The sequence below is a fragment of the Lysobacter sp. 2RAF19 genome (assembly GCF_052115395.1).
Lineage (GTDB): Bacteria > Pseudomonadota > Gammaproteobacteria > Xanthomonadales > Xanthomonadaceae > Noviluteimonas.
In genome coordinates this window covers 198,036-220,681 of record NZ_JBFRGO010000004.1, presented here as the reverse complement: position 1 = coordinate 220,681, position 22,646 = coordinate 198,036, and the positions used below count along the sequence as shown (strand labels likewise).

General features: G+C 66.3%; 22 protein-coding genes. 16 read left to right on the top strand and 6 right to left on the bottom strand.

Going from position 1 to position 22,646, the window contains the following annotated elements:
- Position 1: 1 nt before the first annotated feature.
- The 5 genes from AB4059_RS15090 to groES form a co-directional block, all read right to left on the bottom strand.
- The gene (locus AB4059_RS15090; RefSeq protein WP_498980005.1) at positions 2 to 1,249 is read right to left on the bottom strand and encodes a S8 family peptidase; all 1,248 of its coding nucleotides are present in this window, start codon (positions 1,247 to 1,249) and stop codon (positions 2 to 4) included.
- Positions 1,250 to 1,254: 5 nt separating this feature from the next.
- Positions 1,255 to 1,911, bottom strand: a complete 657-nt coding sequence (locus tag AB4059_RS15085) for a zf-HC2 domain-containing protein (RefSeq protein ID WP_498980004.1) — start codon at positions 1,909 to 1,911, stop codon at positions 1,255 to 1,257.
- Positions 1,908 to 2,513 (bottom strand): RNA polymerase sigma factor, encoded by a 606-nt coding sequence (locus AB4059_RS15080; protein ID WP_498980003.1) that lies wholly within the window; start codon positions 2,511 to 2,513, stop codon positions 1,908 to 1,910. The genes AB4059_RS15085 and AB4059_RS15080 overlap by 4 nt, the downstream gene beginning before the upstream one ends.
- A 203-nt stretch (positions 2,514 to 2,716) precedes the next feature.
- Complete coding sequence (groL, locus tag AB4059_RS15075; protein ID WP_498980002.1) at positions 2,717 to 4,354, bottom strand: chaperonin GroEL; 1,638 nt, start codon at positions 4,352 to 4,354, stop codon at positions 2,717 to 2,719.
- A gap of 56 nt (positions 4,355 to 4,410) precedes the next feature.
- Complete coding sequence (gene groES, locus AB4059_RS15070) at positions 4,411 to 4,698, bottom strand: co-chaperone GroES (protein WP_156639549.1); 288 nt, start codon at positions 4,696 to 4,698, stop codon at positions 4,411 to 4,413.
- Positions 4,699 to 5,320: 622 nt separating this feature from the next.
- Here groES and AB4059_RS15065 point away from each other — a divergent pair.
- The 16 genes from AB4059_RS15065 to purD all read left to right on the top strand — a co-directional run bounded on the left by AB4059_RS15065 (position 5,321) and on the right by purD (position 20,511).
- Positions 5,321 to 5,749 carry a helix-turn-helix transcriptional regulator gene (locus tag AB4059_RS15065; protein ID WP_498962599.1) on the top strand — a complete coding sequence of 143 codons (429 nt, stop codon included), beginning with the start codon at positions 5,321 to 5,323 and terminating at the stop codon, positions 5,747 to 5,749.
- A 64-nt stretch (positions 5,750 to 5,813) separates the two neighbouring features.
- A complete protein-coding gene (cutA, locus tag AB4059_RS15060; protein ID WP_498980000.1) occupies positions 5,814 to 6,140 on the top strand; it encodes a divalent-cation tolerance protein CutA in 327 nt (108 codons plus the stop codon).
- 13 nt (positions 6,141 to 6,153) lie between these two features.
- Positions 6,154 to 8,349, top strand: a complete 2,196-nt coding sequence (locus AB4059_RS15055) for a protein-disulfide reductase DsbD (RefSeq protein ID WP_498979998.1) — start codon at positions 6,154 to 6,156, stop codon at positions 8,347 to 8,349.
- 17 nt (positions 8,350 to 8,366) lie between these two features.
- Entirely contained in the window at positions 8,367 to 8,942 is a 576-nt protein-coding gene (locus tag AB4059_RS15050; protein WP_498979996.1) for a TlpA disulfide reductase family protein, read from the top strand.
- A gap of 126 nt (positions 8,943 to 9,068) precedes the next feature.
- Entirely contained in the window at positions 9,069 to 9,521 is a 453-nt protein-coding gene (gene aroQ, locus AB4059_RS15045; RefSeq protein WP_498979994.1) for a type II 3-dehydroquinate dehydratase, read from the top strand.
- An 8-nt stretch (positions 9,522 to 9,529) separates the two neighbouring features.
- The gene (gene accB, locus AB4059_RS15040) at positions 9,530 to 10,006 is read left to right on the top strand and encodes an acetyl-CoA carboxylase biotin carboxyl carrier protein (protein ID WP_498979993.1); all 477 of its coding nucleotides are present in this window, start codon (positions 9,530 to 9,532) and stop codon (positions 10,004 to 10,006) included.
- A 10-nt stretch (positions 10,007 to 10,016) separates the two neighbouring features.
- Positions 10,017 to 11,384, top strand: a complete 1,368-nt coding sequence (accC, locus tag AB4059_RS15035; protein WP_156639553.1) for an acetyl-CoA carboxylase biotin carboxylase subunit — start codon at positions 10,017 to 10,019, stop codon at positions 11,382 to 11,384.
- A gap of 12 nt (positions 11,385 to 11,396) precedes the next feature.
- On the top strand, positions 11,397 to 12,140 hold the full coding sequence (locus AB4059_RS15030; RefSeq protein WP_498979991.1) for a hypothetical protein: 744 nt from the start codon (positions 11,397 to 11,399) through the stop codon (positions 12,138 to 12,140).
- Positions 12,141 to 12,180: 40 nt separating this feature from the next.
- Entirely contained in the window at positions 12,181 to 12,654 is a 474-nt protein-coding gene (locus AB4059_RS15025; protein WP_498979990.1) for a hypothetical protein, read from the top strand.
- A 39-nt stretch (positions 12,655 to 12,693) separates the two neighbouring features.
- A complete protein-coding gene (locus AB4059_RS15020) occupies positions 12,694 to 13,386 on the top strand; it encodes a hypothetical protein (protein ID WP_498979988.1) in 693 nt (230 codons plus the stop codon).
- Positions 13,387 to 13,505: 119 nt separating this feature from the next.
- Positions 13,506 to 14,780, top strand: a complete 1,275-nt coding sequence (locus AB4059_RS15015; RefSeq protein WP_498979987.1) for a hypothetical protein — start codon at positions 13,506 to 13,508, stop codon at positions 14,778 to 14,780.
- A 26-nt stretch (positions 14,781 to 14,806) separates the two neighbouring features.
- Positions 14,807 to 15,727, top strand: a complete 921-nt coding sequence (gene prmA / locus AB4059_RS15010; RefSeq protein WP_498979985.1) for a 50S ribosomal protein L11 methyltransferase — start codon at positions 14,807 to 14,809, stop codon at positions 15,725 to 15,727.
- Positions 15,728 to 15,760: 33 nt separating this feature from the next.
- Positions 15,761 to 17,197, top strand: coding sequence for a DUF3426 domain-containing protein (locus AB4059_RS15005; RefSeq protein ID WP_498979983.1), 1,437 nt, complete (start codon positions 15,761 to 15,763; stop codon positions 17,195 to 17,197).
- A 96-nt stretch (positions 17,198 to 17,293) separates the two neighbouring features.
- Positions 17,294 to 17,563: a DNA-binding transcriptional regulator Fis gene (gene fis / locus AB4059_RS15000; protein ID WP_498979982.1), complete on the top strand. Its 270-nt coding sequence runs from the start codon at positions 17,294 to 17,296 to the stop codon at positions 17,561 to 17,563.
- A 64-nt stretch (positions 17,564 to 17,627) separates the two neighbouring features.
- Positions 17,628 to 19,199 (top strand): bifunctional phosphoribosylaminoimidazolecarboxamide formyltransferase/IMP cyclohydrolase, encoded by a 1,572-nt coding sequence (gene purH / locus AB4059_RS14995; protein WP_498979980.1) that lies wholly within the window; start codon positions 17,628 to 17,630, stop codon positions 19,197 to 19,199.
- A 19-nt stretch (positions 19,200 to 19,218) separates the two neighbouring features.
- Entirely contained in the window at positions 19,219 to 20,511 is a 1,293-nt protein-coding gene (gene purD, locus AB4059_RS14990; protein ID WP_498979978.1) for a phosphoribosylamine--glycine ligase, read from the top strand.
- 264 nt (positions 20,512 to 20,775) lie between these two features.
- On the opposite strand, the gene AB4059_RS14985 is transcribed toward purD, so the two are convergent.
- Complete coding sequence (locus AB4059_RS14985; RefSeq protein WP_498979976.1) at positions 20,776 to 22,635, bottom strand: MFS transporter; 1,860 nt, start codon at positions 22,633 to 22,635, stop codon at positions 20,776 to 20,778.
- Positions 22,636 to 22,646 lie beyond the last annotated feature (11 nt).

The following is a 22,646-nucleotide window of genomic DNA, read 5'->3' as shown; positions in this document are numbered from 1 at the left end:
CTCAGTGGCGCGGCGTCTCCTGTGCGTCGGCGAGCCTGCAGCCGCAGGCACATCCGGGGCCCGCGCGCGCGAAGGCGGCACAGGCGTCGATCGACAGGGGTCGCGCCGCCGCCGAGCCTAGCGCAGGTACGCCCGCAAGGGCGTCACGCACGCGATCGCCGCGCAGATTCGGCGCGGCATCGCGCAACAGAGCGATCAGCCCGCTCACCTGCGCGGCGGCGAAGGACGTGCCGTTGACCAGGCCCCATCCGCCGTCGACGGTCGTGGTGGGCAGGGCGTCGGCGGGAGCAAGGAATGCGTGGACCGGCAGTGCTTGCGATGGATCGCCGGCCACGGCGATGACCCCGGCCTGCGATGCGGGGAATCCCCCATCGGCCGCATGCGGATCCACGGCAGCGACCACCGATGCGCCACGTGTCGTCGCGACATCGAGCAAGCGCCCGAGCAACACATCCCGCGGGCCGCCGAGACTGAGGTTGATGACCTGCGCGCGCTGGTCGATCGCGAACTGCAGGGCCTTGGCCAGGGTGAAACTGTTGCAACGCGCGCGCACGTTTCCATCGGACTGCCAGCAGGCGCGCAGCGCGAGCAGGCGCGCCTGCGGTGCGACGCCGGCGATGCCGAGCGCGTTGTCCGCGCGCGCCGCGATCAGGCCCGCGACTTCGGTGCCGTGCGTTTCGGGCACTACGCGTGCGCTGTCGTCATCGACGAAATCCCGCGACGCGGCGACCTGGCCGCGCAAGTCGGCGTGCATCGCGGCAACGCCGCTGTCGATCACCGCGACAGTGATGCCGCGGCCTGTCGCGTGCCGATGCACTTCATCGAGGTTCCAGAGCTTCTGCGCAGGCTGCGCGGGCGACAGGGGATCGTCGCTCAAGACTTCGAAGGCGTGCATCGCCTGCACCGATTCGACGCGCGGATCGCGTGCCAGCGCTTCGACCGCGGGCGCGACGGCGCTTTCGTCGCGCGCCTGCAGCACGTAGCAATCCACGCCGAGCGCGGGCATCGCCCAATCGTTGCGCACCGTCAGTCCGTTGGCATCGGCGAGCTTGCGCGCGATGCGTGCGCGTGCCGCACGTCCGGGCGCGTTGCGATAGTCGCCGACGTAACCGGCTTCGGGCGTGTCGTGCACGGCCGGTGCGCGCAGCATCACGAGCAACTCGCGCGCCTGGTCTTGCGTCGCCTGGTTCGGCGTCGCGAACGCGCCACCGGAGAGCACGGCGAACAGCAGGAGGAGCAGCCCGCGCACGCGCGTCACTCCGGCGGCGCGAGGCGTTCGGCCATCGCCACGCCCGGCGATGCGCGCAATGCATTGCGCACGAGTTCGGCCTGGCCCGGCGGCACGGCCACGAGGAAGGCGCCGGCCGCGTTCGGCCCATCGACGATGCGCGCGCGGCTCGCGCCGAGCAACTCCCGCATCTGCGCATCGGTGGTACGCGGGTCGAACACGACGAGCAAGGTGTCGCGCGAGGCTTGCGGTGCGGGCGTTGCGGAGAGAGTCGTGTAGGTTTGCGGCGCCGGTTGCGGATCGCCGAGCAGGAACATCGCCAGCACCGCGATGAAGGCGAACTGCGCCGCGACCGCCACGCGCAGCCACGCCGGCGTGCCGGACCAACCGGCGCGCACGCGGCGCCAATCGAATCGTGCACCCGGCGTGCGACGCGCGGCGTGCAGGCGTTGGTGCATGCGCGCCCAGCCGCGATCGGTTTCGCGCGGGTCCATCGACGGCGGCGGGAGGTCGATCACGCTGCGCAGTCCGGACAGTTCGGCGCGACAGGCCGCGCATTCGAGTAGATGCGCGCGCACGCGCGTTTCCTCGTCCGCATCGAGCGTCGCGTTGGCATACCACGGCAGCAGGCGCTCGACGTCGCGATGCGCGTGGCCTTCGAAGGGGAGGACGTGTCCGCTCACAGCGCTTGCACTCCTTCGTCGCCGAGCAGGGTCTTCATGTGGCGGCGCGCATAGAACATGCGCGTCTTCACCGTCGCCACCGGGCAACCGACGACGTCGGCGATCTCCTTGCAGCTGTATCCGTGGAAGTAGGTCATCTCGATCACGGCGCGGTGTTCGGGCGAGAGTTGGGCCATGACCGCATCCAGGCGTTCGCGCAGTTGCGCGTGGGCCAGTTCGCGATCGGGTTCGCCTTCGCGCGGCGCGGCGGGCTCGTCGATCGGATCGGGCATCGACCAGTCGAGGCGACGGAGCGCCTTCAAGGCTTGCCGGTACGCGATGGCGAACAACCAGGTCGACACGCGCGAGGTCGCATCGAAGGTATGCGCCTTGCGCCATGCGACCAGCATCGTGTCGTCCAACACTTCGTCCACCATCGTCGACTGACGCAACATGCCGCGCAGGAAACGGCGGAGCCTGGGGTGATAGGCGCGGTAAAGCGCCTCGAACGCGCGCATGTCCTCCATCGCCACGAGGCCGACCAGGTCGGCTTCGTCCATCGCGATGGATCTGTCGGTCCCGGTCGGCATCCCGCCGTCGGGCCCTTGGTTGGGGTGCGCCATTCGACCCTCCTGTCGCCCGTCAGTACCGTGCCGGGGGCGGCCGGTTCAAACGATACGCCCAGGGCGTGCGCGCAAAAAAGAAAGGCCCGCTTTCGCGGGCCTCTCTGGTGCAGCGGCTTTAGGACTAGCCCCCTAGTTGGGGGCGGTGCCGGCCGAAGGCCGGCAAGTCGGGGATGGCGCTGCGCACCGCGGTATGGATTTCTTTAGAAATCCATACCCCCCATGCCGCCCATGCCGCCGCCCGGCATGGCCGGTTCGTCCTTCTTCGGCTGCTCGGCCACCATCGCTTCGGTGGTGATCATCAGGCCGGCGATGGACGCTGCGTTCTGCAGCGCGGTGCGGGTGACCTTGGTCGGGTCCAGGATGCCCATCGCGACCATGTCGCCGAACTCGCCGGTCTGCGCGTTGTAACCGAAGTTACCCGAGCCTTCCTTGACCTTGTTCAGCACGACCGACGGCTCTTCGCCGGCGTTGGTGACGATTTCGCGCAGCGGCGCTTCCATCGCGCGCAGCGCGATCTGGACGCCGTGGTTCTGGTCTTCGTTGGCGCCGGTGATCTTGCCCACCGAAGCCAGCGCACGGATCAGCGCAACGCCGCCGCCCGGGACCACGCCTTCTTCCACCGCCGCACGCGTGGCGTGCAGGGCGTCTTCGACGCGCGCCTTCTTTTCCTTCATCTCGATCTCGGTCGAGGCACCGACCTTGATCACCGCAACGCCGCCGGCAAGCTTGGCGACGCGCTCCTGCAGCTTCTCGCGGTCGTAGTCCGACGAGGTCTCTTCGATCTGCGCCTTGATCTGCTTGATGCGCGCTTCGATGGCCGAACCGTCGCCGGCGCCGTCGATGATCGTCGAGTTTTCCTTGGTGACCTGGATCTTCTTGGCGCGGCCCAGATCCTTGATCGTCGCCTTCTCGAGCGAGAGGCCGACTTCCTCGGAGATCACGGTGCCGCCGGTGAGGACGGCCATGTCTTCCAACATCGCCTTGCGACGGTCGCCGAAGCCCGGGGCCTTGACGGCGCAGACCTTCACGATGCCGCGGATGGTGTTGACCACCAGCGTGGCCAGCGCTTCGCCTTCGACTTCCTCGGCGACGATGAGCAGCGGCTTGCCGGCCTTCGCCACGCCTTCAAGGACGGGCAGCAGGTCGCGCACGTTGGAGATCTTCTTGTCGTGCAGCAGGATGAAGGGATCATCCAGCTCGGCCGACATCGACTGCTGGTTGTTGATGAAGTACGGCGAGAGGTAGCCGCGGTCGAACTGCATGCCTTCGACGACGTCGAGCTCGTTTTCCAGGCCCGAACCTTCTTCGACCGTGATGACGCCTTCCTTGCCGACCTTCTTCATCGCCTCGGCGATGATGTTGCCGATCGACTCGTCGGAGTTGGCCGAGATCGTGCCGACCTGCGCGATCGCCTTGTCGTCGGCGGTCGGCTTGCTGATGTTCTTCAGCTCGGCGACGGCCGCGGTCACGGCCTTGTCGATGCCGCGCTTGAGGTCCATCGGGTTCATGCCGGCGGCGACCGCCTTCATGCCTTCACGGATCAGCGCCTGCGCGAGCACGGTGGCGGTGGTGGTGCCGTCGCCGGCGTTGTCGGAGGTCTTGGACGCGACTTCCTTCACCATCTGCGCGCCCATGTTCTCGAACTTGTCGGCCAGCTCGATCTCCTTGGCGACGGACACGCCGTCCTTGGTGATCGTGGGGGCGCCGAAGCTCTTCTCGAGCACGACGTTGCGGCCCTTCGGGCCCAGGGTGGCCTTGACGGCATTGGCGAGCACGTTGACGCCGCGCACCATCTTGGCGCGCGCGTCCTCACCGAAACGAATTTCCTTGGCAGCCATTGCGGATTACCTCAGTAGAAAGTTGCTTGTGTACGTTTGAATGCGAAGGGCGAGACTCAGCCGAGGACGGCGAGGATGTCGTCTTCCTTCACCACGAGGTATTCGGTGCCATCGAGCTTCACTTCGGTGCCGCTGTACTTGCCGAAGAGCACCTTGTCGCCAGCCTTGACCTTCGGGCTGCGCACCGAACCGTTGTCCAGGACCTTGCCTTCGCCGACGGCGACGACTTCGCCCTTGATCGGCTTTTCGGTGGCCGAATCCGGGATCACGATCCCGCCGGCCGACAGCTTTTCTTCTTCCATGCGCTTGATGACCACGCGGTCGTACAGCGGCTTGATGTTCATTGACAACCCTCGCAAGTGCTTGATGCGGTTGGTGAAAGGCCGCAAATTCTAGCAGTCGCCGGAAACGAGTGCCAAGAATTCGCGCAAATGAAGCCCGCAGAGCGGGTCGGCGACTCTAATCGGGGTGCGGCCCCGGGCTTTCAAGGGCGGCTGCGCATTCGAATGAAGGAACCCCTCCCCCGCTTGGCGCAGGGGGGAAGGGCGAGGGAGGGGTTCCGCGGAGCCGGGGCGCCGGGGCGCCGGAAAAAAGGGCGCGCACGTGGCCGTGCGCGCCCTGGGGTCGGGAGTTGCCGAGTCCGTGGCGGGCGATCCCTCGCCGTCCTCCACCCCCAGTCCGTTGCCTTATCGAAAAGTTCCTTTCGACGGAGCGGAGAATTGCGGACTTCGTCCCCGTTGTGAAGGGCGGTGGCGGCCGTGAAACGGTGCTTGTTGGTAGCTAAAACCGATATTTACAGGCTGTGTTCCAGCGCCCGGCTCACGCCCGCTACCAAAAGTAGACAGGTTGCTGCCATTATCATTCACGGGGTGAGCAGCGGTAACATTGTCGCTTCATACCGGCAGTTGCCGTGTGTAACGTGCCGACATGCCTTCACTTGGCACGGATTTTTCTACGTAACCCACCATGACTTCCCAGCAACGCATCCGGCTAGCGCGCCGCCACGCCGCCATGTCGCAAACCCAACTCGCGCAGGCGGTGGGTGTGCAACGTAGCGCCGTGAGTCACTGGGAAGCACCGCAAGGCAAGAATCCGAGCGTCAAGCACTTGCGCGAAATCGCGATGGTGACCGGCGTGCAGTTCGAATGGCTGGCCACGGGCCGCGGCCAGATGGCGCCTTCGCGCGAAACGGTGCTCGATTCGGTGGCGGCGGTCGATGCCCTGCTCGTCGACGACTCGCTCGAACAACGCCTGCTCGTGGCCTTCCGCGAGGCGCCGGTGCGCGCGCGCCTGGCGCTGGTGGAGCTGATGGAAGAACTCGCCAGCCAGCGCACGGGTCGCCCGCGTGCGAAATCGCTGATGACCAGCGACGCGTATTACGACAGCCTGGACTGAAGCCGGCACTTAGCCCGGCCGCGGGACGCGAGTACGCTATGGCGCCCCCGTTTCGGCGCCCGTCGTGAACGCCCTGCTCTGCCTCACCGCCTGCCCCGACCTCGATTCCGCGCAACGCATCGCCGATGCGTTGGTCGAAGAGCGCCTGGCCGCGTGCGTGAATCTCCTGCCGGGCATGCAATCCACGTATCGCTGGCAGGGCAAGGTCGAACACGCCGCCGAAGTGCTGCTCTTGGCCAAGACCACGCGCGTGCGCATGCCCGCGCTGCAGGAGCGCATCGTTGCCCTGCACCCTTACGAACTCCCGGAAGTGCTGGCGGTCGAAGCCGGCGGCCTGCCCGCGTACCTGCAATGGATCGCGCGCGAAACCGACCCTTCCGTCCCCGCCTGACGACTTCTTGCCCATGACGATGTTTTTCCGACGCGCCGCGACGGCCCTGCTCGCCCTGCTCATGGGAACCGTGTCGCTCGCGGCGAACTCGGTCGATGAAAAAGACCTGCTGCCGGTCGACCAGGCCTTCGCGTTCAACGCCAAGGCGGCCTCGCGCGATTCCATCGCACTGACCTGGAAGATCGCGCCGGGCTATTACCTGTATCGCCATCGCACGTCGGTGGAATCGGCCGACTTCACGGGCGCTGCGTTGCAGATGCCGCCCGGCAAGCACAAGCACGACGAATTCTTCGGCGACGTCGAAACCTATCGCACGTTGCTGGAAGCGAAGGTCGTCGGCACGCCGTCCGCCGATGCGCGATCGGTGACGTTGAAGGTGAAGTACCAGGGCTGCGCCGATGTCGGCGTGTGTTATCCGCCGCAGATGCGCACGGTGCAGGTCGCGTTGCCTTCGCAGGCCGGCAGCCTGCTCGATGCGCCCGCGTCCGGCGGGTTGTTGCCCCTGCGCAGCGACAAGGGCGAGCCCCTGCCGGAACAACAGGCCTTCCACATCGAGGCCATCGCCAATGGCGGCAACGCGTTGCTCGTGCGCTTCGCGCCGGCGCCGGGCTATTACCTGTACCGCGACAAGACGCAACTGAAGTTCGACGGCGACGGCATCACGCTGCGCGCGCCGCAATGGCCGCCGGGGAAACAACATCGCGATGAACACTTCGGCGAAGTCGTCGTGTATTTCGATCCGGTCGACGTCAACGTCCCGGTGCAGCGCGCGCATGCGCGTGCAGTCGATGGCACCTTGCAGGTCACCTTCCAGGGCTGCCAGGACGGCGGCATCTGTTATCCGGTGATGACGCGCAGCCTGCCGGTGTCCTTGCCGGCCGGCGATGTGTCGAAGGCGACGACGTTCGACGACAGCGGTGCGCTCGCCGAAGACCAGCGCCTGGCGCAAAGCCTCGGCGGCCAGCATCGCGCGTGGGCGCTGGTGTTGTTCTTCGCCTACGGGCTCGGGCTGGCGTTCACGCCCTGCGTGTTGCCGATGGTGCCGATTCTTTCGGGCCTGATCGCCGGGCGCGGCGAACGCGTCGGTGCATGGCGCGGGTTCTCGCTCTCGACGGTCTACGTGCTCGCCAGCGCGGTGGTGTTCACCATCGCGGGCATCCTCGCGGGCTTGCTGGGCGCGGCGGCCAACCTGCAGTCGGCGATGCAGAACGCCTGGGTACTCGGCGCGTTCGCGTTGTTGTTCGTCGTGCTGTCGCTGTCGATGTTCGGCCTGTACGAATTGCAATTGCCGGCGGGTTTGCGCGCGCGCCTGGGCGCGGCGAGCGATCGCCAGCGCGGTGGTTCGTGGATCGGCGTGGCGGCGATGGGCGCGTTGTCGGCGTTGATCGTCGGGCCCTGCGTCGCGCCGCCGCTGATGGGTGCGGTGCTCTACATCGCGCAGGCGCGGGATCCGGTGTTCGGTGGTGCGGCGCTGTTCCTGCTCGCGCTCGGCATGGGCGCGCCGCTGGTCGCCTTCGGCATCGCAGCGGGGCGCGGGATGCCGACCAGCGGCCCGTGGATGGTCGCGGTGCAGCGCGTGTTCGGCTTCGTGTTCCTCGGCCTTGCGATCTGGATGTTGTCGCGCGTGCTGCCGGCGACGTGGACGCTCGCGTTGTGGGGCCTGCTCGCACTCGGCGCGGCGACGTGGGCGTTCACCCTCGGCAGCAAGCTGGGTTCGAAGATGGCCGCGCGTTTCGCGGGGCTCGTGCTCACGATCGTGGGCGCGGCGCAGTTGCTCGGCGCGTTCGCCGGTTCGCACGATCCCCTGCGCCCGCTCGCGGGTTTGCATGCGGTGCAGGAAGAAGCGATCGCGTTCAAGCGCATCAAGTCGGTCGACGATCTCGATCGCGAAATCGCCGCCGCGCGCGAGGCGGGCAAGCCGGTGATGCTCGACTTCTATGCCGACTGGTGCGTGAGCTGCAAGGAGATGGAGAAGTACGTCTTCACCCAGCCGCAGGTGCACCAGGCCTTGCGCGATTACGTGCTGCTGCAGGCCGACGTCACCGCCAACGATGCGCAGGACCAGGCCCTGATGCAGCGCTTCGGCATCATCGGTCCGCCGATGTCGCTGTTCTTCCGCGACGGGCAGGAGCGTCGCGGGTTGCGGCTGACGGGGTTCGAAGAGACCGACAAGTTCGTCGAACGCGCGCATCGCGGGGCGGCGCCTTGAATGCGTCGGCGAAGGTCGTGCTCGTCGCGGTCGCGGCGGGGACGCTCGGCGTCGTCGCCAGCTTGCTGACTTCCGGCCCGGGGCCGGTGTGGAAGACCGAAGTCGGCCAGCGCGCGTTGAACTCCGCGATGCAGGCCACCGCACCGCCGGTACCCAAGGGCGTCGCGGTCGCCAAACGCGGCGAACGCGTCCCGAACTTCGCGCTGCCGGCCATCGACGGCACGCGCATCGACCTCCCGGCGCACTACGCCGGCCGCCCCGTGCTCATCAACGTCTGGGCCAGCTGGTGCGGCCCGTGCGTGAAAGAGATGCCGGCGCTGCAATCCTTCGCCGGGGAACAGGGCGCCAACGGTGTGCAAGTCGTTGGCATCGCCTTGGATGACGTGGCGGCGGTGCGGGCCTTCATCGCGCGGACCGGCGTGACCTATCCGATCCTCATCGACACCCCCGGCCCCGCCGATGCCGGCGTGCGCCTGGGCAACCCCAAGGGCGTTCTCCCGTATTCGGTGCTGATCTCTCCCGACGGGCAGCTGTTGAAACAACGCATCGGCCCCTTTGAGGAAGGGGAAATCGCAGGCTGGGCAAGGGATTAGAGGCCTTACTCAAAGGTCGGCATAAGTCCTGCGAACTTCGTCGATACGGTAGAGAACTGCGGGCTGGGTTCTGGACACCCGGGGTCGGTTCGGCCAGACTGCGCGTCCGCAACCCCGGCCCCATCGATGGCGAAGCTGCTGGTCCTGCATGGCCCCAACCTCAACCTGCTCGGCACCCGCGAGCCGGAGGTTTATGGCCGCACGACCCTCGCCGAAATCGACGCCGACCTCGCACGTCGCGCGCAGGCCGCCGGCCACCAGCTCGAAAGCCTGCAGTCCAACGCCGAGCACGTGCTGGTCGATCGCATCCAGGCCGCGCGCGAAGACGGCACCGCCTTCGCGCTGGTGAACCCCGCCGGGTTCACCCACACCTCGGTGGCGCTCCGCGACGCCCTTGCCGCGGTCGCGCTGCCCTTCATCGAAGTCCACCTGTCCAACCCGCACGCGCGGGAACCGTTCCGCCGCACCAGCTACTTCAGCGATCTCGCCGTCGGCGTGGTGGCGGGGTTCGGCGCGGCGAGCTACCGGCTCGCGCTCGACGCCGCCTTGCAGCGGCTTTCCACCGACACAGCACCCTGAGGCCCGCCATGGACCTGCGCAAAATCAAGAAACTCATCGATCTCCTCGAAGAATCCAACCTGGCCGAGATCGAGATCAAGGAAGGCGAAGAGTCCGTCCGCCTGGCGCGCGTGCCGCGCGGCGGCGTGGCCGTCGCCGCCCCGCAGGTCATGCCGATGCACGTCGAATCGCGCCCCGCGCCGGTGATGCCGATGGCGGGCCCGACCGAAGGCGTCAGCGGCGGCAGCGCCAAGTCTGCCGACCTGCCCGAAGGCCACGTCGTCCGCGCGCCGATGGTGGGCACGTTCTATGCCTCGCCCTCGCCGGACAAGCCTGCATTCGTCACGCTCGGCCAGGCGGTCAAGGCCGGCGAGACGCTCGGCATCATCGAGGCGATGAAGATGTTCAACCCCATCGAAGCCGACGTGTCGGGCACGGTGCTGAAGGTCCTCGTGGAAAGCGGTCAGCCGATCGAATTCGACGAACCGCTCTTCGTGATCGGCTGAGGTCGCACTGATGCTGGACAAAGTCGTCATCGCCAACCGCGGCGAAATCGCACTGCGCATCCTGCGCGCGTGCCACGCGCTGGGCATTCGCACTGTCGCGGTGCATTCCACCGTCGACCGCAACCTCAAGCACGTCGCCATGGCCGACGAATCGGTGTGCATCGGCCCCGCGCCGTCCACCGACAGTTACCTCAACATGGCTTCGATCATCGCCGCCGCCGAAGTGACCGACGCGCAGGCGATCCACCCCGGCTACGGCTTCCTCAGCGAGAACGCCGACTTCGCCGAGCGCGTCGAGAATTCCGGCTTCGTCTTCATCGGCCCGAAGGCCGACACGATCCGCCTGATGGGCGACAAGGTCGAAGCGATCCGCGCGATGAAGGCCGCCGGCGTGCCGTGCGTGCCCGGCAGCGGCGGCCCGCTCGGCGACGACCCGGCGACCAACGTCAAGATCGCGCGCGAAATCGGCTATCCGGTGATCGTGAAGGCCGCCGGTGGCGGCGGTGGCCGCGGCATGCGCGTGGTGCACACCGAAGCGCACCTGCACAACGCCATCCAGACCACGAAGACCGAGGCGAAGGCCGCGTTCTCCAACGACATGGTCTACATGGAGAAATTCCTGGAGAACCCGCGCCACGTGGAGATCCAGGTGCTCGCCGACGGCCAGGGCAACGCGATCCACCTGGGCGAACGCGACTGCTCGATGCAGCGCCGCCACCAGAAGGTCGTCGAAGAAGCGCCCGCGCCGGGCATCACGCCCGAACAGCGCGCCGAGATCGGCCGCGTGTGCGTGGAAGCGTGCATCCGCATCGGTTATCGCGGCGCGGGCACGTTCGAATTCCTCTACGAAAACGGGCGCTTCTACTTCATCGAAATGAACACCCGCATCCAGGTCGAACATCCGGTGACCGAAATGGTCACGGGCATCGACCTGGTGCGCGAACAGTTGATGATCGCCGCCGGCCACAAGCTGTCGATCCGGCAGGAAGACATCGTGCTCAACGGGCACGCGATCGAATGCCGCATCAACGCCGAGGACCCGGACACGTTCATGCCCTGCCCCGGCCTGATCCAGCACTTCCATGCACCGGGCGGCCCGGGCGTGCGCGTGGATTCGCACATCTACGAGAGCTACCGCGTTCCGTCGAATTACGACTCGATGATCGGCAAGCTCATCGTGCACGGCCCCGACCGCGCCACCGCGATCGCGCGCATGCGCGTGGCCCTGAGCGAAATGGTCGTCGACGGCATCAAGACGAACATCCCGCTGCAGCAGCGCATCCTCGCCGACGGTGGGTTCCAGCAAGGCGGGCAGAACATCCACTATCTGGAAAAGCGGCTCGCGGAACGGAAAGAGAAGTCGCTGTCGATCGTTTGATGGAGCAAATGCGTGGATGACTGGAACGTAAAAAACCCGGCCAGCTGGCTTGTTACTGTCTGGGATCGCATGCCCCGAGATTCGTCGACTATTCACGCCCCCGCGCTCGTCGGTTGGGCAGCAACGTTCGGCCTTAAAAAGCACGACATCAGCGTGTTCGAGGCGCTTGCATCGGTTGCTGCGAATGTAGATTTGGCCGTCGAGTTAGTCCGACGCCTCAACGCTCCCGAGAAGAAGAAGGAGCAGCTCACTACGTGGCAGGACGCATTCCGAAACGGGGTGTCACCAGCCCAAAGTGGTAACCAGTGGTCCAACGTCCTTCAATACTTTACGCCTGACCGCAAGGTCCACTTGGACTATTGCTCTACGGAGCTGGATGTCGCAATTCCCTCTTCTGCTTCGATCGGCCAGGTTCGCGACCATGCATCGATGATCGAGAGCCTAATCACCAGTCTGGAAGCTGACGACTCTATTGACGCCGAGTTCAAACACATTGTCCACGACTTGCTTGAAGCCCTTCGTCGTGCTCTAGCTGAGTACGAAACGCGGGGTCAAAAAGGAGTCTTGGATTCGATGGGTTTCATTTTCGCAACCCTGCTCCGCTACAAAGATCTTTTCGATACGCCCGGCAAGCAGCGTTGGGGAGCCAAGCTTCGCCAAGCCTTGTCAGTCGCCGCGGATGTTGCGACGGTTACGGGTGTTACCGCACTGACTTTGAACTCGACACTGGGCGGCTTCCTTCCCGGAACCGTGTAAATCTGCCACGCCCCTCAACAAACCCACCTGCTACGAAGACATGGACTACTTCAAGGATCTGGAACCCGCCCAACGAGAGGTTCAAGCTGAGTGGTGTGTTAGTCGATGGGAGCAACTTTATCGGCTCAATCGCGAAGCAACGGCGGACGCGTTTCGGTACCTTTTCTTGGTGAACGCTGGCGGCGCAGTCGCTGTTCTGGGGTTCATTGGATCTTCGGAAGAGGCGCGATCATCCGGTTCAATCCGAGCGGCCCTCGTTGTGTTTGCGATTGGAATTCTGCTCGTCGGCGTGCTCAAGACACTCTTCTTTCATCAAACACTAACTTTGGTCCAAGGGTGGTCCGCCGACACCAAGCTCTATTTCTCGAGCGCAATTTCCGAGAGTGAGCTTGATTCTCGAGACAACGCAAGGGCAGCAGCGCCGATTTACCGCGCCCAGTACATCGCGGGATACGCGGCATTCGCTTGCTTCTTGCTGGGACTCACCCTGGGCGCAGTAGCGCTTTTTTCCTAGCCTTTCGCTAGGCCGGAATAAGGGATCGGAGGTAACCGCATGTCGGGTTCCGACCACCGCCGCGAAGCCAAGACCGAACTCGACAAGACCGTCGTCGGCATCGAGCTGACACTGATCTCGATCATCCAGGGCCTCGCGCTCGCGGTGTTGGCCACCGCGGCGGTGCCTGCGCTGCTGCAGCTGCAGTACACGACGTGGCCCTACATCGCGACGGGCCTGCTCGTCATCCTGATCTTCTGGTCGCGCTCGCTCATCCATACCCTGAGTTTCATCGGGTGGCCGCTGGAGTTCGGGCACACCTTCGGTTACTTCGGCGCGACCTTGATCGAAGCCGCGGCGCTCACGCAGGTGGCCGACCCGCGCGCATGGTTCGCGCTCAACGCGTGTTACGCCGCCGCGGTGTGGGGCCTGTATGCCTGGGACCTGCGCGTGGTGCGCAGGCAGGCGCAGGATTTCGCGACGGAGGAAGAACGCCTGTTGTTCGAGGACATCGTGCGCGACCAGCGCGCGAACATCTTCGTGCTGATGCCGGCCGCGGTCGCGTTCCAGGGGTGCGCCTGGTGGCTCGTCCATCGCTTCCCCGATGCGATGCTGCGCGGCCATTGGCATCTGTTGCTGATCGGCCTGACGATTTGCTTCAGCCTGCACTACCTGCACGAGGGCGTGCGCCTGTTGCGGCGCAGGCGCGACTGGATCCTCGCGCGCCAGGCGCAGGAGCGGCGCGAAGGCTGAACGAACACCGACCCCGGCCGGCACGCCACGTGGCCGGTTCGCCCGTGAACGCGCGTTTCCCTGATCACACCCGCCAGCCTGCGGGTGTTTTCGTTCCCGGTCCATTCGAGGTCGTTCGCATGTCCCGCTCTTCGATCTTCCGCAACACCAAACGCGCATTGCTCGCCACGGCCCTCGTCGGCGCGCTCATCACGCTGCCCGCGGCCAGCCAGTCGGGCAAGTTGCCGAAGACGCAACTGTGGATGGACGTGGCCACGCACACGATGTCCGGCATTCCCGGCATGTCCGAAACCGGCGGCGGCTTCGGCGGATTCGCCATGCGCATGATGGGCGGCGATGCGGCGCAGAACCATTACGGCGCCGCGCAGACGCCCGGCATGCCCGGGCGCTATCTCGATGTCGCGCTGCTCAATCAATTGAACCCCGGCGCCGAAGCCGAGGACCTGATTCCCACCGGCATGCAGCTCGGCAAGACCTTGCCGCTCGTGCCGCCGAAGGCGCTGGAGCCCTCGCAGCCCGGCGGCAAGGCGACGCCCGGCATGAACGATGGAAACGCGAAGGCGCGCATCCTCATCTATTGGGGCTGCGGCACCGAAGTGCGCGCCGGCCAGCCGCGCGAGATCAAGTTCGAAATGAAGAACGGCAAGGTCACGACCAGCGGCACGCAGTACGCGAGCGCGATGTCGGGCCGTTACGCCCCCAACCGCGACGCGAAGGTCGATCCGCGTTACGCGCTGTGGCCGAACGAGAAGATGCGCAAGATGGTGCCGGCCGGCGCCTCGCTCGTCGGCAACCACGACATCGAGGGCGCGAAGATCCCCGAGTCGATGAAGTTCGACCTCACGCAACAGCAGGACTTCATGCCGGCGATCGCGCTGAGCAGCACCGGCTCGCTCGCGACGGGCCAGACCTGGAACTGGAAGCCGGTGGATCGCGCGAAGGGCTATTTCCTCGCGGCCTTCGGCACGCAGGACGATGCGATGGTGTTGTGGAGCAGTTCCGAAGTCCCCGACGCGGGCATGCAGATCATCGATTACGTCGCGCCGAGCACCGTCGAGAAGTGGATCAAGGAAAAAGTGGTCCTCGCACCGACGGTGACGTCGTGCGCGATGCCCAAGGGCATCTTCGCGGGCAAGGAAGGACAGCCGGGCGGCGGCATGATGTCGATGATCGCCTACGGGCCGGAAACCAACATCGTCTATCCGCCGAAGCCGGCCGATCCCAAGGTCGCGTGGAATCCGGAATGGAACGTGCGCGTGCGCAACAAGTCCACGACGATGGCGATGCTCGGGATGTCGGTCGACGCCAGCCAGGCCACGCAACAGGACGGCCAGCCGCAACAGCCGCAGGAGTCCAAGGGCAAGCGTTTCCTGAAGGGCTTGCTGGGCCACTGATCGGACGGGGGCGTTAAACTGCCCCCATGCCCTGGCTCGAACTCACGCTGCGCTGCCGCGAAGACGATCAACCGCGTTACGAACGCGCGCTCGAGGATGTCGGCGCGCTCGCCGTCACACTGCTCGACGCGGATGTCGATACGCCCAACGAACACGCGATCCTCGAACCCGGCGTCGGTCAGACACCGTTGTGGGGGCAGATCGCGCTGTCGGCGCTGTTCGATGCTCAGACCGATGCGCTCGCCTTGCTCGCCGCGCTCGAAGGCTTCGACCCGGAACTGGATTGGTCGAACGCCGGCTTCCGCAAGGTCGAGGACCAGGACTGGGAACGCGCGTGGATGGATCAATACGTGCCGCTGGCTTTCGGCGCGCACACGTGGATCGTGCCTTGGAATCACGATTTGCCGGTGGAGGCGCAGGCCCATGACGCGGCGGTGGTGCGCCTGGATCCCGGCCTTGCGTTCGGGTCGGGCACGCATCCGACCACCTCGTTGTGCCTCCAGTGGCTCGACGCGCTCGCCGATGCGGGGCAATTGGAAGGCCTGACCGTGCTCGACTTCGGCTGCGGTTCGGGGATCCTCGCGCTCGCGGCCCTGAAGTTGGGCGCAGCGCGCGCAGTGGGCGTCGACAACGATCCGCAGGCCTTGCTCGCCACGGCGGACAACGCGCTGCGCAACGGCATCGACGCGCGCATGAATGTGTTCCTGCCCGACGACGAACCCGTGGCGCAGTATCCGGTCGTCGTCGCCAACATCCTCGCCTCGGCATTGGATGCACTCGCCGAAACACTGGCCTCGCGCGTGGCGCCCGGCGGGCGGATCGCGCTGTCGGGCATCCTGTCGGGCCAGGAGGACGCGCTGCTCGATCGCTACGGCGAGTGGTTCGACGCCCTGGCCGTCGCGCAGGAAGGTGACTGGGTTCGCATCGACGGCGTGCGTGCGGCCTGAGCCCGGTGCGCCGCGGCGTGCTTGAATAGCCGCATGTTCGTCCTGTGCCCCCATTGCCAATTCCTGGTGACGGTCGATCCGCGCAGCGGCCGGCCGCCCGCGGTGTGCCCGAGTTGCGGCAAGCCCATGGAAGGGCAAGCACAGGAGGACGTCGGCGAAGCCGACGACGCGCCGACGCCGACCGCGCCACCAGAACAGGCGTCACCCGCGCAACCCGCACAACCCGAGGTCACGCCGCCGGAACCCGAGCCCGCACCTGCGCCTGCACCCGAACCGCCGCAGCAGCAAGACCAACTCAACGCCGATGCCATCATCGCCCTGATGGCGCAAAAACCGCCACGCCGCGGCCGCGCATCGCAAGCAGCGGACAAAGCTGCGGAGAAACCCGCCAAACGCAAGCGCGAAAAGCCCGCCCCACCGCCGCCACCCGTTGCGAAGCCCGCGCCGCCGCCGAAGCCGAAAGCGCCCGCCGGTCCGCCGATGTCCGTGCGCCTGGCGGCGTTGTGGGCGACGTTCAAGCCCAAGGCCAAGCCCGCCAAGCCCGCCGCCGAAACGCCGCCCGCGACGCAGGATGCGAAGAAGAAGGCCACCGTAAAAGCCGTGCCATCGTTGCGCGAGCGCGCCGCAAAGCGCGCGGCCGATGCGTTGGCTGCGCAAGCGCCTGCGGTCGAAACGCCTGCGGTCGAGACACCTGCCGTCGAAACCCCGATCGAACCCCCGCGCGTCGAAACCCCGCCGATCGAATTCATTCCGCTCGCGCAAACACCCGTCGAGGCCGCGCTCGCAGTCGAAGCCTTGCGCGCGACCGCGGCGCCGGAGACCGCACCAACGCCTGCGCCCGAACCCGCGCCCATCGCGGCCGAACCCGTCGCGCCAGCACCCGAACCCGCGTTACCGCCCGTCGTCCCTCAGCCACCTGCGTTCTCCCCGCCACCGAAACCGCGCGCCGCACTTAACGCGCCCAGTTTCACGCGCACGCGCGCAGGCCTGCGCGGACAGACGCCGACGCGTTGGACGTCGTTCGCGGCCATCGGCGCGTTGTCCTTGTTGCTCGCGATGCAATTGCTGCTCGCGCAACGCGATGCGCTCGCCGCGAACGCGCGCTGGCGTCCGGCGATTTCGGCGCTATGCGGCGTGTTGCGATGCACATTGCCCGCGTGGCGCGATCCGGAAGCCTTCACGATGCTCAGCCGCGACGTGCGCCCGCATCCCAGCGCGGCGGGCACGCTGCAGATCGATGCGAGTTTCCGCAACGACGCGCGCTGGCCGCAGGCCTGGCCGCGCCTGGTGGTGAACCTGTCGGACATTGACGGACGCGTGCTCGGTTCGCGCGCGTTCACTGCACGCGAATATCTCGGCGATGTTTCCGGTACGCAATCGACGCTCGGTCCCGGCCAGACCGCGGCCATCAGCCTGGCGGTCGTCGAGCCTGCGCCGGGCGTGGTCGCCTTCAGTTTCGAATTCCGCTGAGCGGTCGTCGCCGATGATGCACGTGCCGCACTGCCGCGCTAGACTCGCCCTCCCGTTCGGATCGAGCGGGCGCGCCATCGCCGCAGGGGAAGTCGTTTGAACGCCGCCGCCGACCGACAAGACAACCGCGCCGGCCCGCGTCCGCCGCTGCGCGAGCACGTCGCCAATTCCGTCCGCCGCTACCTGCGCGACCTGGACGGATGCGAAGCCGAAGACCTGTACAACATCGCGCTGCGCGAACTCGAGATCCCGCTGTTCGCCGAAGTCCTGAACCATTGCGACGGCAACCAGAGCCGTGCGGCCACGATGCTCGGCATCCACCGCGCCACGCTGCGCAAGAAACTGCGGGATTACGGGCTCGGCTGAGCCGTGCGGCGGGCCGCGGGCCCGCGCCGCTATAATTCGCGGCCCCACATCCCGGTTATTTCCGATGTCCGCCGATCGACTGCCCGTTCGCCGGGCGCTGCTGTCCGTTTCCGACAAGACCGGCCTGGTCGACCTGGCGCGTGCACTGTCCGCGCTGGGCGTCGAACTGGTCTCCACCGGCGGCACGTCCAAGGCCCTGCGCGATGCGGGCCTGGCAGTGCGCGACGTCAGCGAGCTGACGCAATTCCCCGAAATGATGGACGGCCGCGTCAAGACCCTGCATCCGCTGGTGCATGGCGGTTTGCTGGGCCGAAGCGGCACGGATGATGCCGTGATGGCGCAGCACGGCATCGCGCCGATCGACCTGCTGGTGCTGAACCTGTATCCGTTCGAAAAAGTGTCGATGGACCCGAAGAGCACGATGGAAGACATCGTGGAGAACATCGACATCGGCGGCCCGGCGATGCTGCGTTCGGCGGCGAAGAACTTCGCGCGCGTGGCGGTGGCGACCGATCCGGTGCAGTACGCCGGCCTGGTCGAAGAATTGACGGCCCACGGCGGGACCTTGTCGGCGCGCACGCGCTTCACGATGTCGGTGGCCGCGTTCAACCGCGTCGCGCAGTACGACGCATGCATCAGCGATTACCTGTCCTCGATCAACCAGGACGGCACGCGTGCGCACTTCCCCGCGCAGCAGAACAGCAACTTCGTCAAGGTGATGGACCTGCGCTACGGCGAAAACCCGCACCAGCAGGCCGCGTTCTACCGCGACCTGTGGCCGGTGCCGGGCACGCTGGCGACGTTCACGCAGTTGCAGGGCAAGGAACTGTCGTTCAACAACCTCGCCGACGCCGATGCGGCGTGGGAATGCGTGCGCCAGTTCGAACAGCCGGCCTGCGTGATCGTCAAGCATGCCAATCCGTGCGGCGTGTCCGAAGCCGCCGATGTCGGCCACGCGTATGAAATGGCCTACGCCACCGATCCGACCTCGGCCTTCGGCGGCATCATCGCCTTCAACCGCATGCTCGATGGCGCCACGGCGAAGGCGATCCTCGACCGCCAGTTCGTCGAGGTGCTGATCGCGCCGGAATTCGACCCCGCCGCGCTCGACTACGCGAAGAAGAAAGCGAACGTGCGCGTGCTGCGCATCCCGCACGGCGAAGGCCGCAACAATGCCGACGTCAAGCGCGTTGGCTCGGGCCTGCTGATGCAGACCAGCGACATCCGCGAAGTGACGCGTGGCGAACTCAAGGTCGTCACCAAGCGCGCGCCGACGCCGCAGGAACTGGAAGACCTGCTGTTCGCCTGGCGCGTGGCGAAGTACGTGAAGTCCAATGCGATCGTCTATGCACGCGAGCACCACACCATCGGCATCGGCGCGGGCCAGATGAGCCGCGTGGTGTCGGCGAAGATCGCCGCGCTCAAGGCCGAGGAAGCCGGGCTGACCGTGCCGGGTTCGGCGATGGCCTCCGATGCGTTCTTCCCCTTCCGCGACGGCATCGATGCCGCGGCGGTCGCGGGCATTCGCGCCGTGATCCAGCCCGGCGGTTCGATGCGCGACAACGAAGTGATCGCCGCCGCGGACGAGCACGACATCGCGATGGTGTTCACCGGCATTCGCCACTTCCGCCATTGATCCGTTCCGGGAGCCACGCATGAAGATCCTCGTCATCGGTTCTGGCGGACGCGAGCACGCGCTGGCGTGGAAGCTGGCGAAATCGCCGCGCGCGACCGAAATCCTGGTCGCGCCGGGCAACGCGGGCACGGCGCAGGAAGACAAGTGCCGCAATGTCGGCGTCGATGCGAAGGACATCGAGGGATTGCTGGCGCTGGTCGAGCGCGAAGGCGTCGCGCTGACCGTCGTCGGACCCGAGCAGCCGCTGGTTGCGGGCGTCGTCGACCGCTTTCGCGCCGCGGGCCATCGCGTCTTCGGGCCGACCGCGGCGGCAGCGCAGCTCGAAGGCAGCAAGGCCTTCGCGAAGGATTTCCTCGCACGCCACGGCATTCCGACCGCGCATTACGCGGTGCACACCAACATCGACGAAGCCCTTGCGTACGTGCGTTCGAAAGGCGCACCGATCGTCGTGAAAGCCGACGGCCTGGCCGCGGGCAAGGGCGTGATCGTCGCGATGACCCTGGCCGAAGCCGAACACGCGATCGAAGACATGCTCTCGGGCGAAGCCTTCGGCGCCGCCGGCGCGCGCGTGGTGATCGAGGAATTCCTCGACGGCGAAGAAGCCAGCTTCATTTCGATGGTCGACGGCACGCATGCATTGCCGATGGCGACCTCGCAGGACCACAAGCGCGCGCACGATGGCGACACCGGCCCGAACACCGGCGGCATGGGCGCGTATTCGCCCGCACCCGTGGTCACGCCGGAGGTGCATGCGCGCGTGATGCGCGAAGTGGTCGAACCCACCGTGCGCGGCATGATCGCCGACGGCGTGCCGTTCACCGGCTTCCTCTATGCCGGCCTGATGATCGACAAGGCAGGCGCACCGAAAGTCATCGAATACAACGTCCGCTTCGGCGACCCCGAAACGCAACCGGTGATGCTGCGCCTGCGCTCGGACCTGGTGGACCTGATCGAAGCGGCGATCGACGGCAAGTTGTCGACGACGCAAGCCGACTGGGACGCGCGCAAATCCCTGGGCGTCGTGATGGCCGCCGAACACTACCCGGCCACGCCGCGCCTGGGCGACACGATCAACTCCTTCGATACGCCTGATGTCGAAGACACGAAAGTCTTCCACGCCGGCACGCGCATCGAAGGCGAACACGTCGTCACCTCCGGCGGCCGCGTGCTGTGCGTGTGCGCGCTGGGCGATACGGTGGCACAAGCGCAGCAACGTGCTTACGCGGAGATCGCGGGAATTTCGTGGCGCGGGGAGTTCCATCGCCACGACATCGGTTGGCGGGCGATTGCGCGGGAGCGGGGCGAGGGTTGACCGCCTCCCCCTGCGTCATTGGCGCGCCGCCCGAACGTTGTGAGTTCCAAATTTTTTTGGAAAAAAATTTGAAACTCACAACGCTGGGGCATCACCTTTCGAACGTTGGCTCTCGATCGGGGGCTTTGCGCGAGCATTTGTCTTGCCGGTGCGAAGCAAGCTTCGCACTGACCCTATCATTGTCGGAAAAGCACAGCCGAAGAGGCAGCCCGCCCCGTTGAGGTGAGCCTCGCCGCGTGGCGAGGAGTCGGTCCAAAGCGTCGCTTAAGCCGCGTCCCCTCTCAACTCCCGCACCTTCGCTTCAAGCAACTCCGCCGTCGCGATCTGCCCTTCGATCTGCGGCCCGGCCACGACTTCGACATGCGCGCGAAAACGGCGCGGCACGCGCATGCGCTTCAGGCGGCCATCGCGCCGGCTCCACATGCTCGTCCACATGCCGCGCAAGGCCATCGGGATGACCGGGACTTCGCGGCGTTCGAGGACTTTCTCCACGCCCGATTTGAACGCGCTCATCTCGCCGTCTTTCGTCAGCGCGCCTTCCGGGAAGATCCCCACGATTTCGCCTTCGGCCAGCGCAGCGTCGATCTCGTCGAATGCGCGTCGCATCAATTCCGGGTTTTCGCGTGCACCCGCGATCGGGATGGCCTTCGCGGTGCGGAAGATCCAGCGCATCACCGGGATGTTGAAGATCTTGTAGTACATGACGAAACGCACCGGGCGCGGGATGGTCGCAGCCAGGATCAGCGCGTCCATGTAACTGACGTGGTTGCAGACCAGCAGCGCCGGGCCTTCGTCGGGCACGTTCTCCTCGATGCCGTCGGCGCGCAGGCGATACAGCGTGCGCACCAGCACCCAGCTGAGGAAGCGCATCAGGAATTCGGGGACGACGGTGAAGATCCAGAGCGCGACGAGCGTGTTGGCGACCGCCAACGCAAGGAACAGTTGCGGGATCGACAGGTGCGCGTATTGCAGGCCGACGATGCCCAGCACCGCGGCGAGCACGATGAAGCCCGCGTTCTGGATGTTCATGCCCGCGATCACGCGCGAGAGCTCGCCCTTGGGCGTGCGGCTCTGGATCAGTGCGAACAAGGGCACGACGTAGAAACCGGCGAACAGGCCGATGCCGCTCAGGGCGACGAGCGTATGCACCAAGCCATGCGTGTACGTCGCGCCCGCTTCCGGCAGCCACAACGCCAGCACGAAGAGGAACACGCTCATGCCGAACGCGCCGAGCGGCACCAGGCCGATTTCCACCGTGCGCGCGGAAAGCTTTTCGCACAATACCGAACCGATGCCGGTCGCGATGGAGAACACCGCGAGCAGGACGGTGTAAGTGGACACGTCGCCGCCGAGGTTCTCGTCGCCATAGGTGGGCAACTGCGCGGTGAGCATCGTGCCGACGAACCAGAACCAGGAAACGCCGAGCACCGAGTTGCGCACCGCGGGTTGCTTGCGCACCAGCGCGAGCACGCGCATGGACTCGGGAATGGGATTCCAGCCGACCCTCAGATCCGGCGCCGCAGCCTCGGTGGGCGGAATCGCGCGACTGACGAGATTGCCCGCGACCGCGAACAGGATCACCGACACCGCGGCGACGACCGGCCCGTTCGCCCCCGCGACCTGGAAAATCATGCCGCCGAGCAGCATGCCGACGAGGATCGACACCGACGTCCCCATCTCGACCAAGCCGTTGCCGCCGGTCAGTTCTTCGGGCCGGAGTACGGAGGGCAGGATCGAATACTTCACCGGCCCGAACAACGCCGACTGCACGCCCGTGGAGAACAACGCGATCAGCAGCAGCACCATGTTCTGCATCACAAAGCCGACCGCGGCCGCCGACATGATGACGATCTCCATCATCGTGGTGATGCGGATCAATCGCGACTTCTCCAACTTCTCCGCGATCTGCCCTGCCGTGGCGGAAAACAGGAAGTACGGGAGGATGAAGATCGCTGGCGCGAGGTTGGTATAGAAGCTGCGCTCGTCGCTCGCCACGCCCATGTAGAACAGCAGGCCGATGATGGCTTGCCGGAACACGTTGTCGTTGAAGGCGCCGAGCGATTGGGTCGCGAAGAACGGCAGGAAACGCCGTTGGCGGAGGAGCTCGAACTGGTTGTGCGCCATTCGGTGCAACC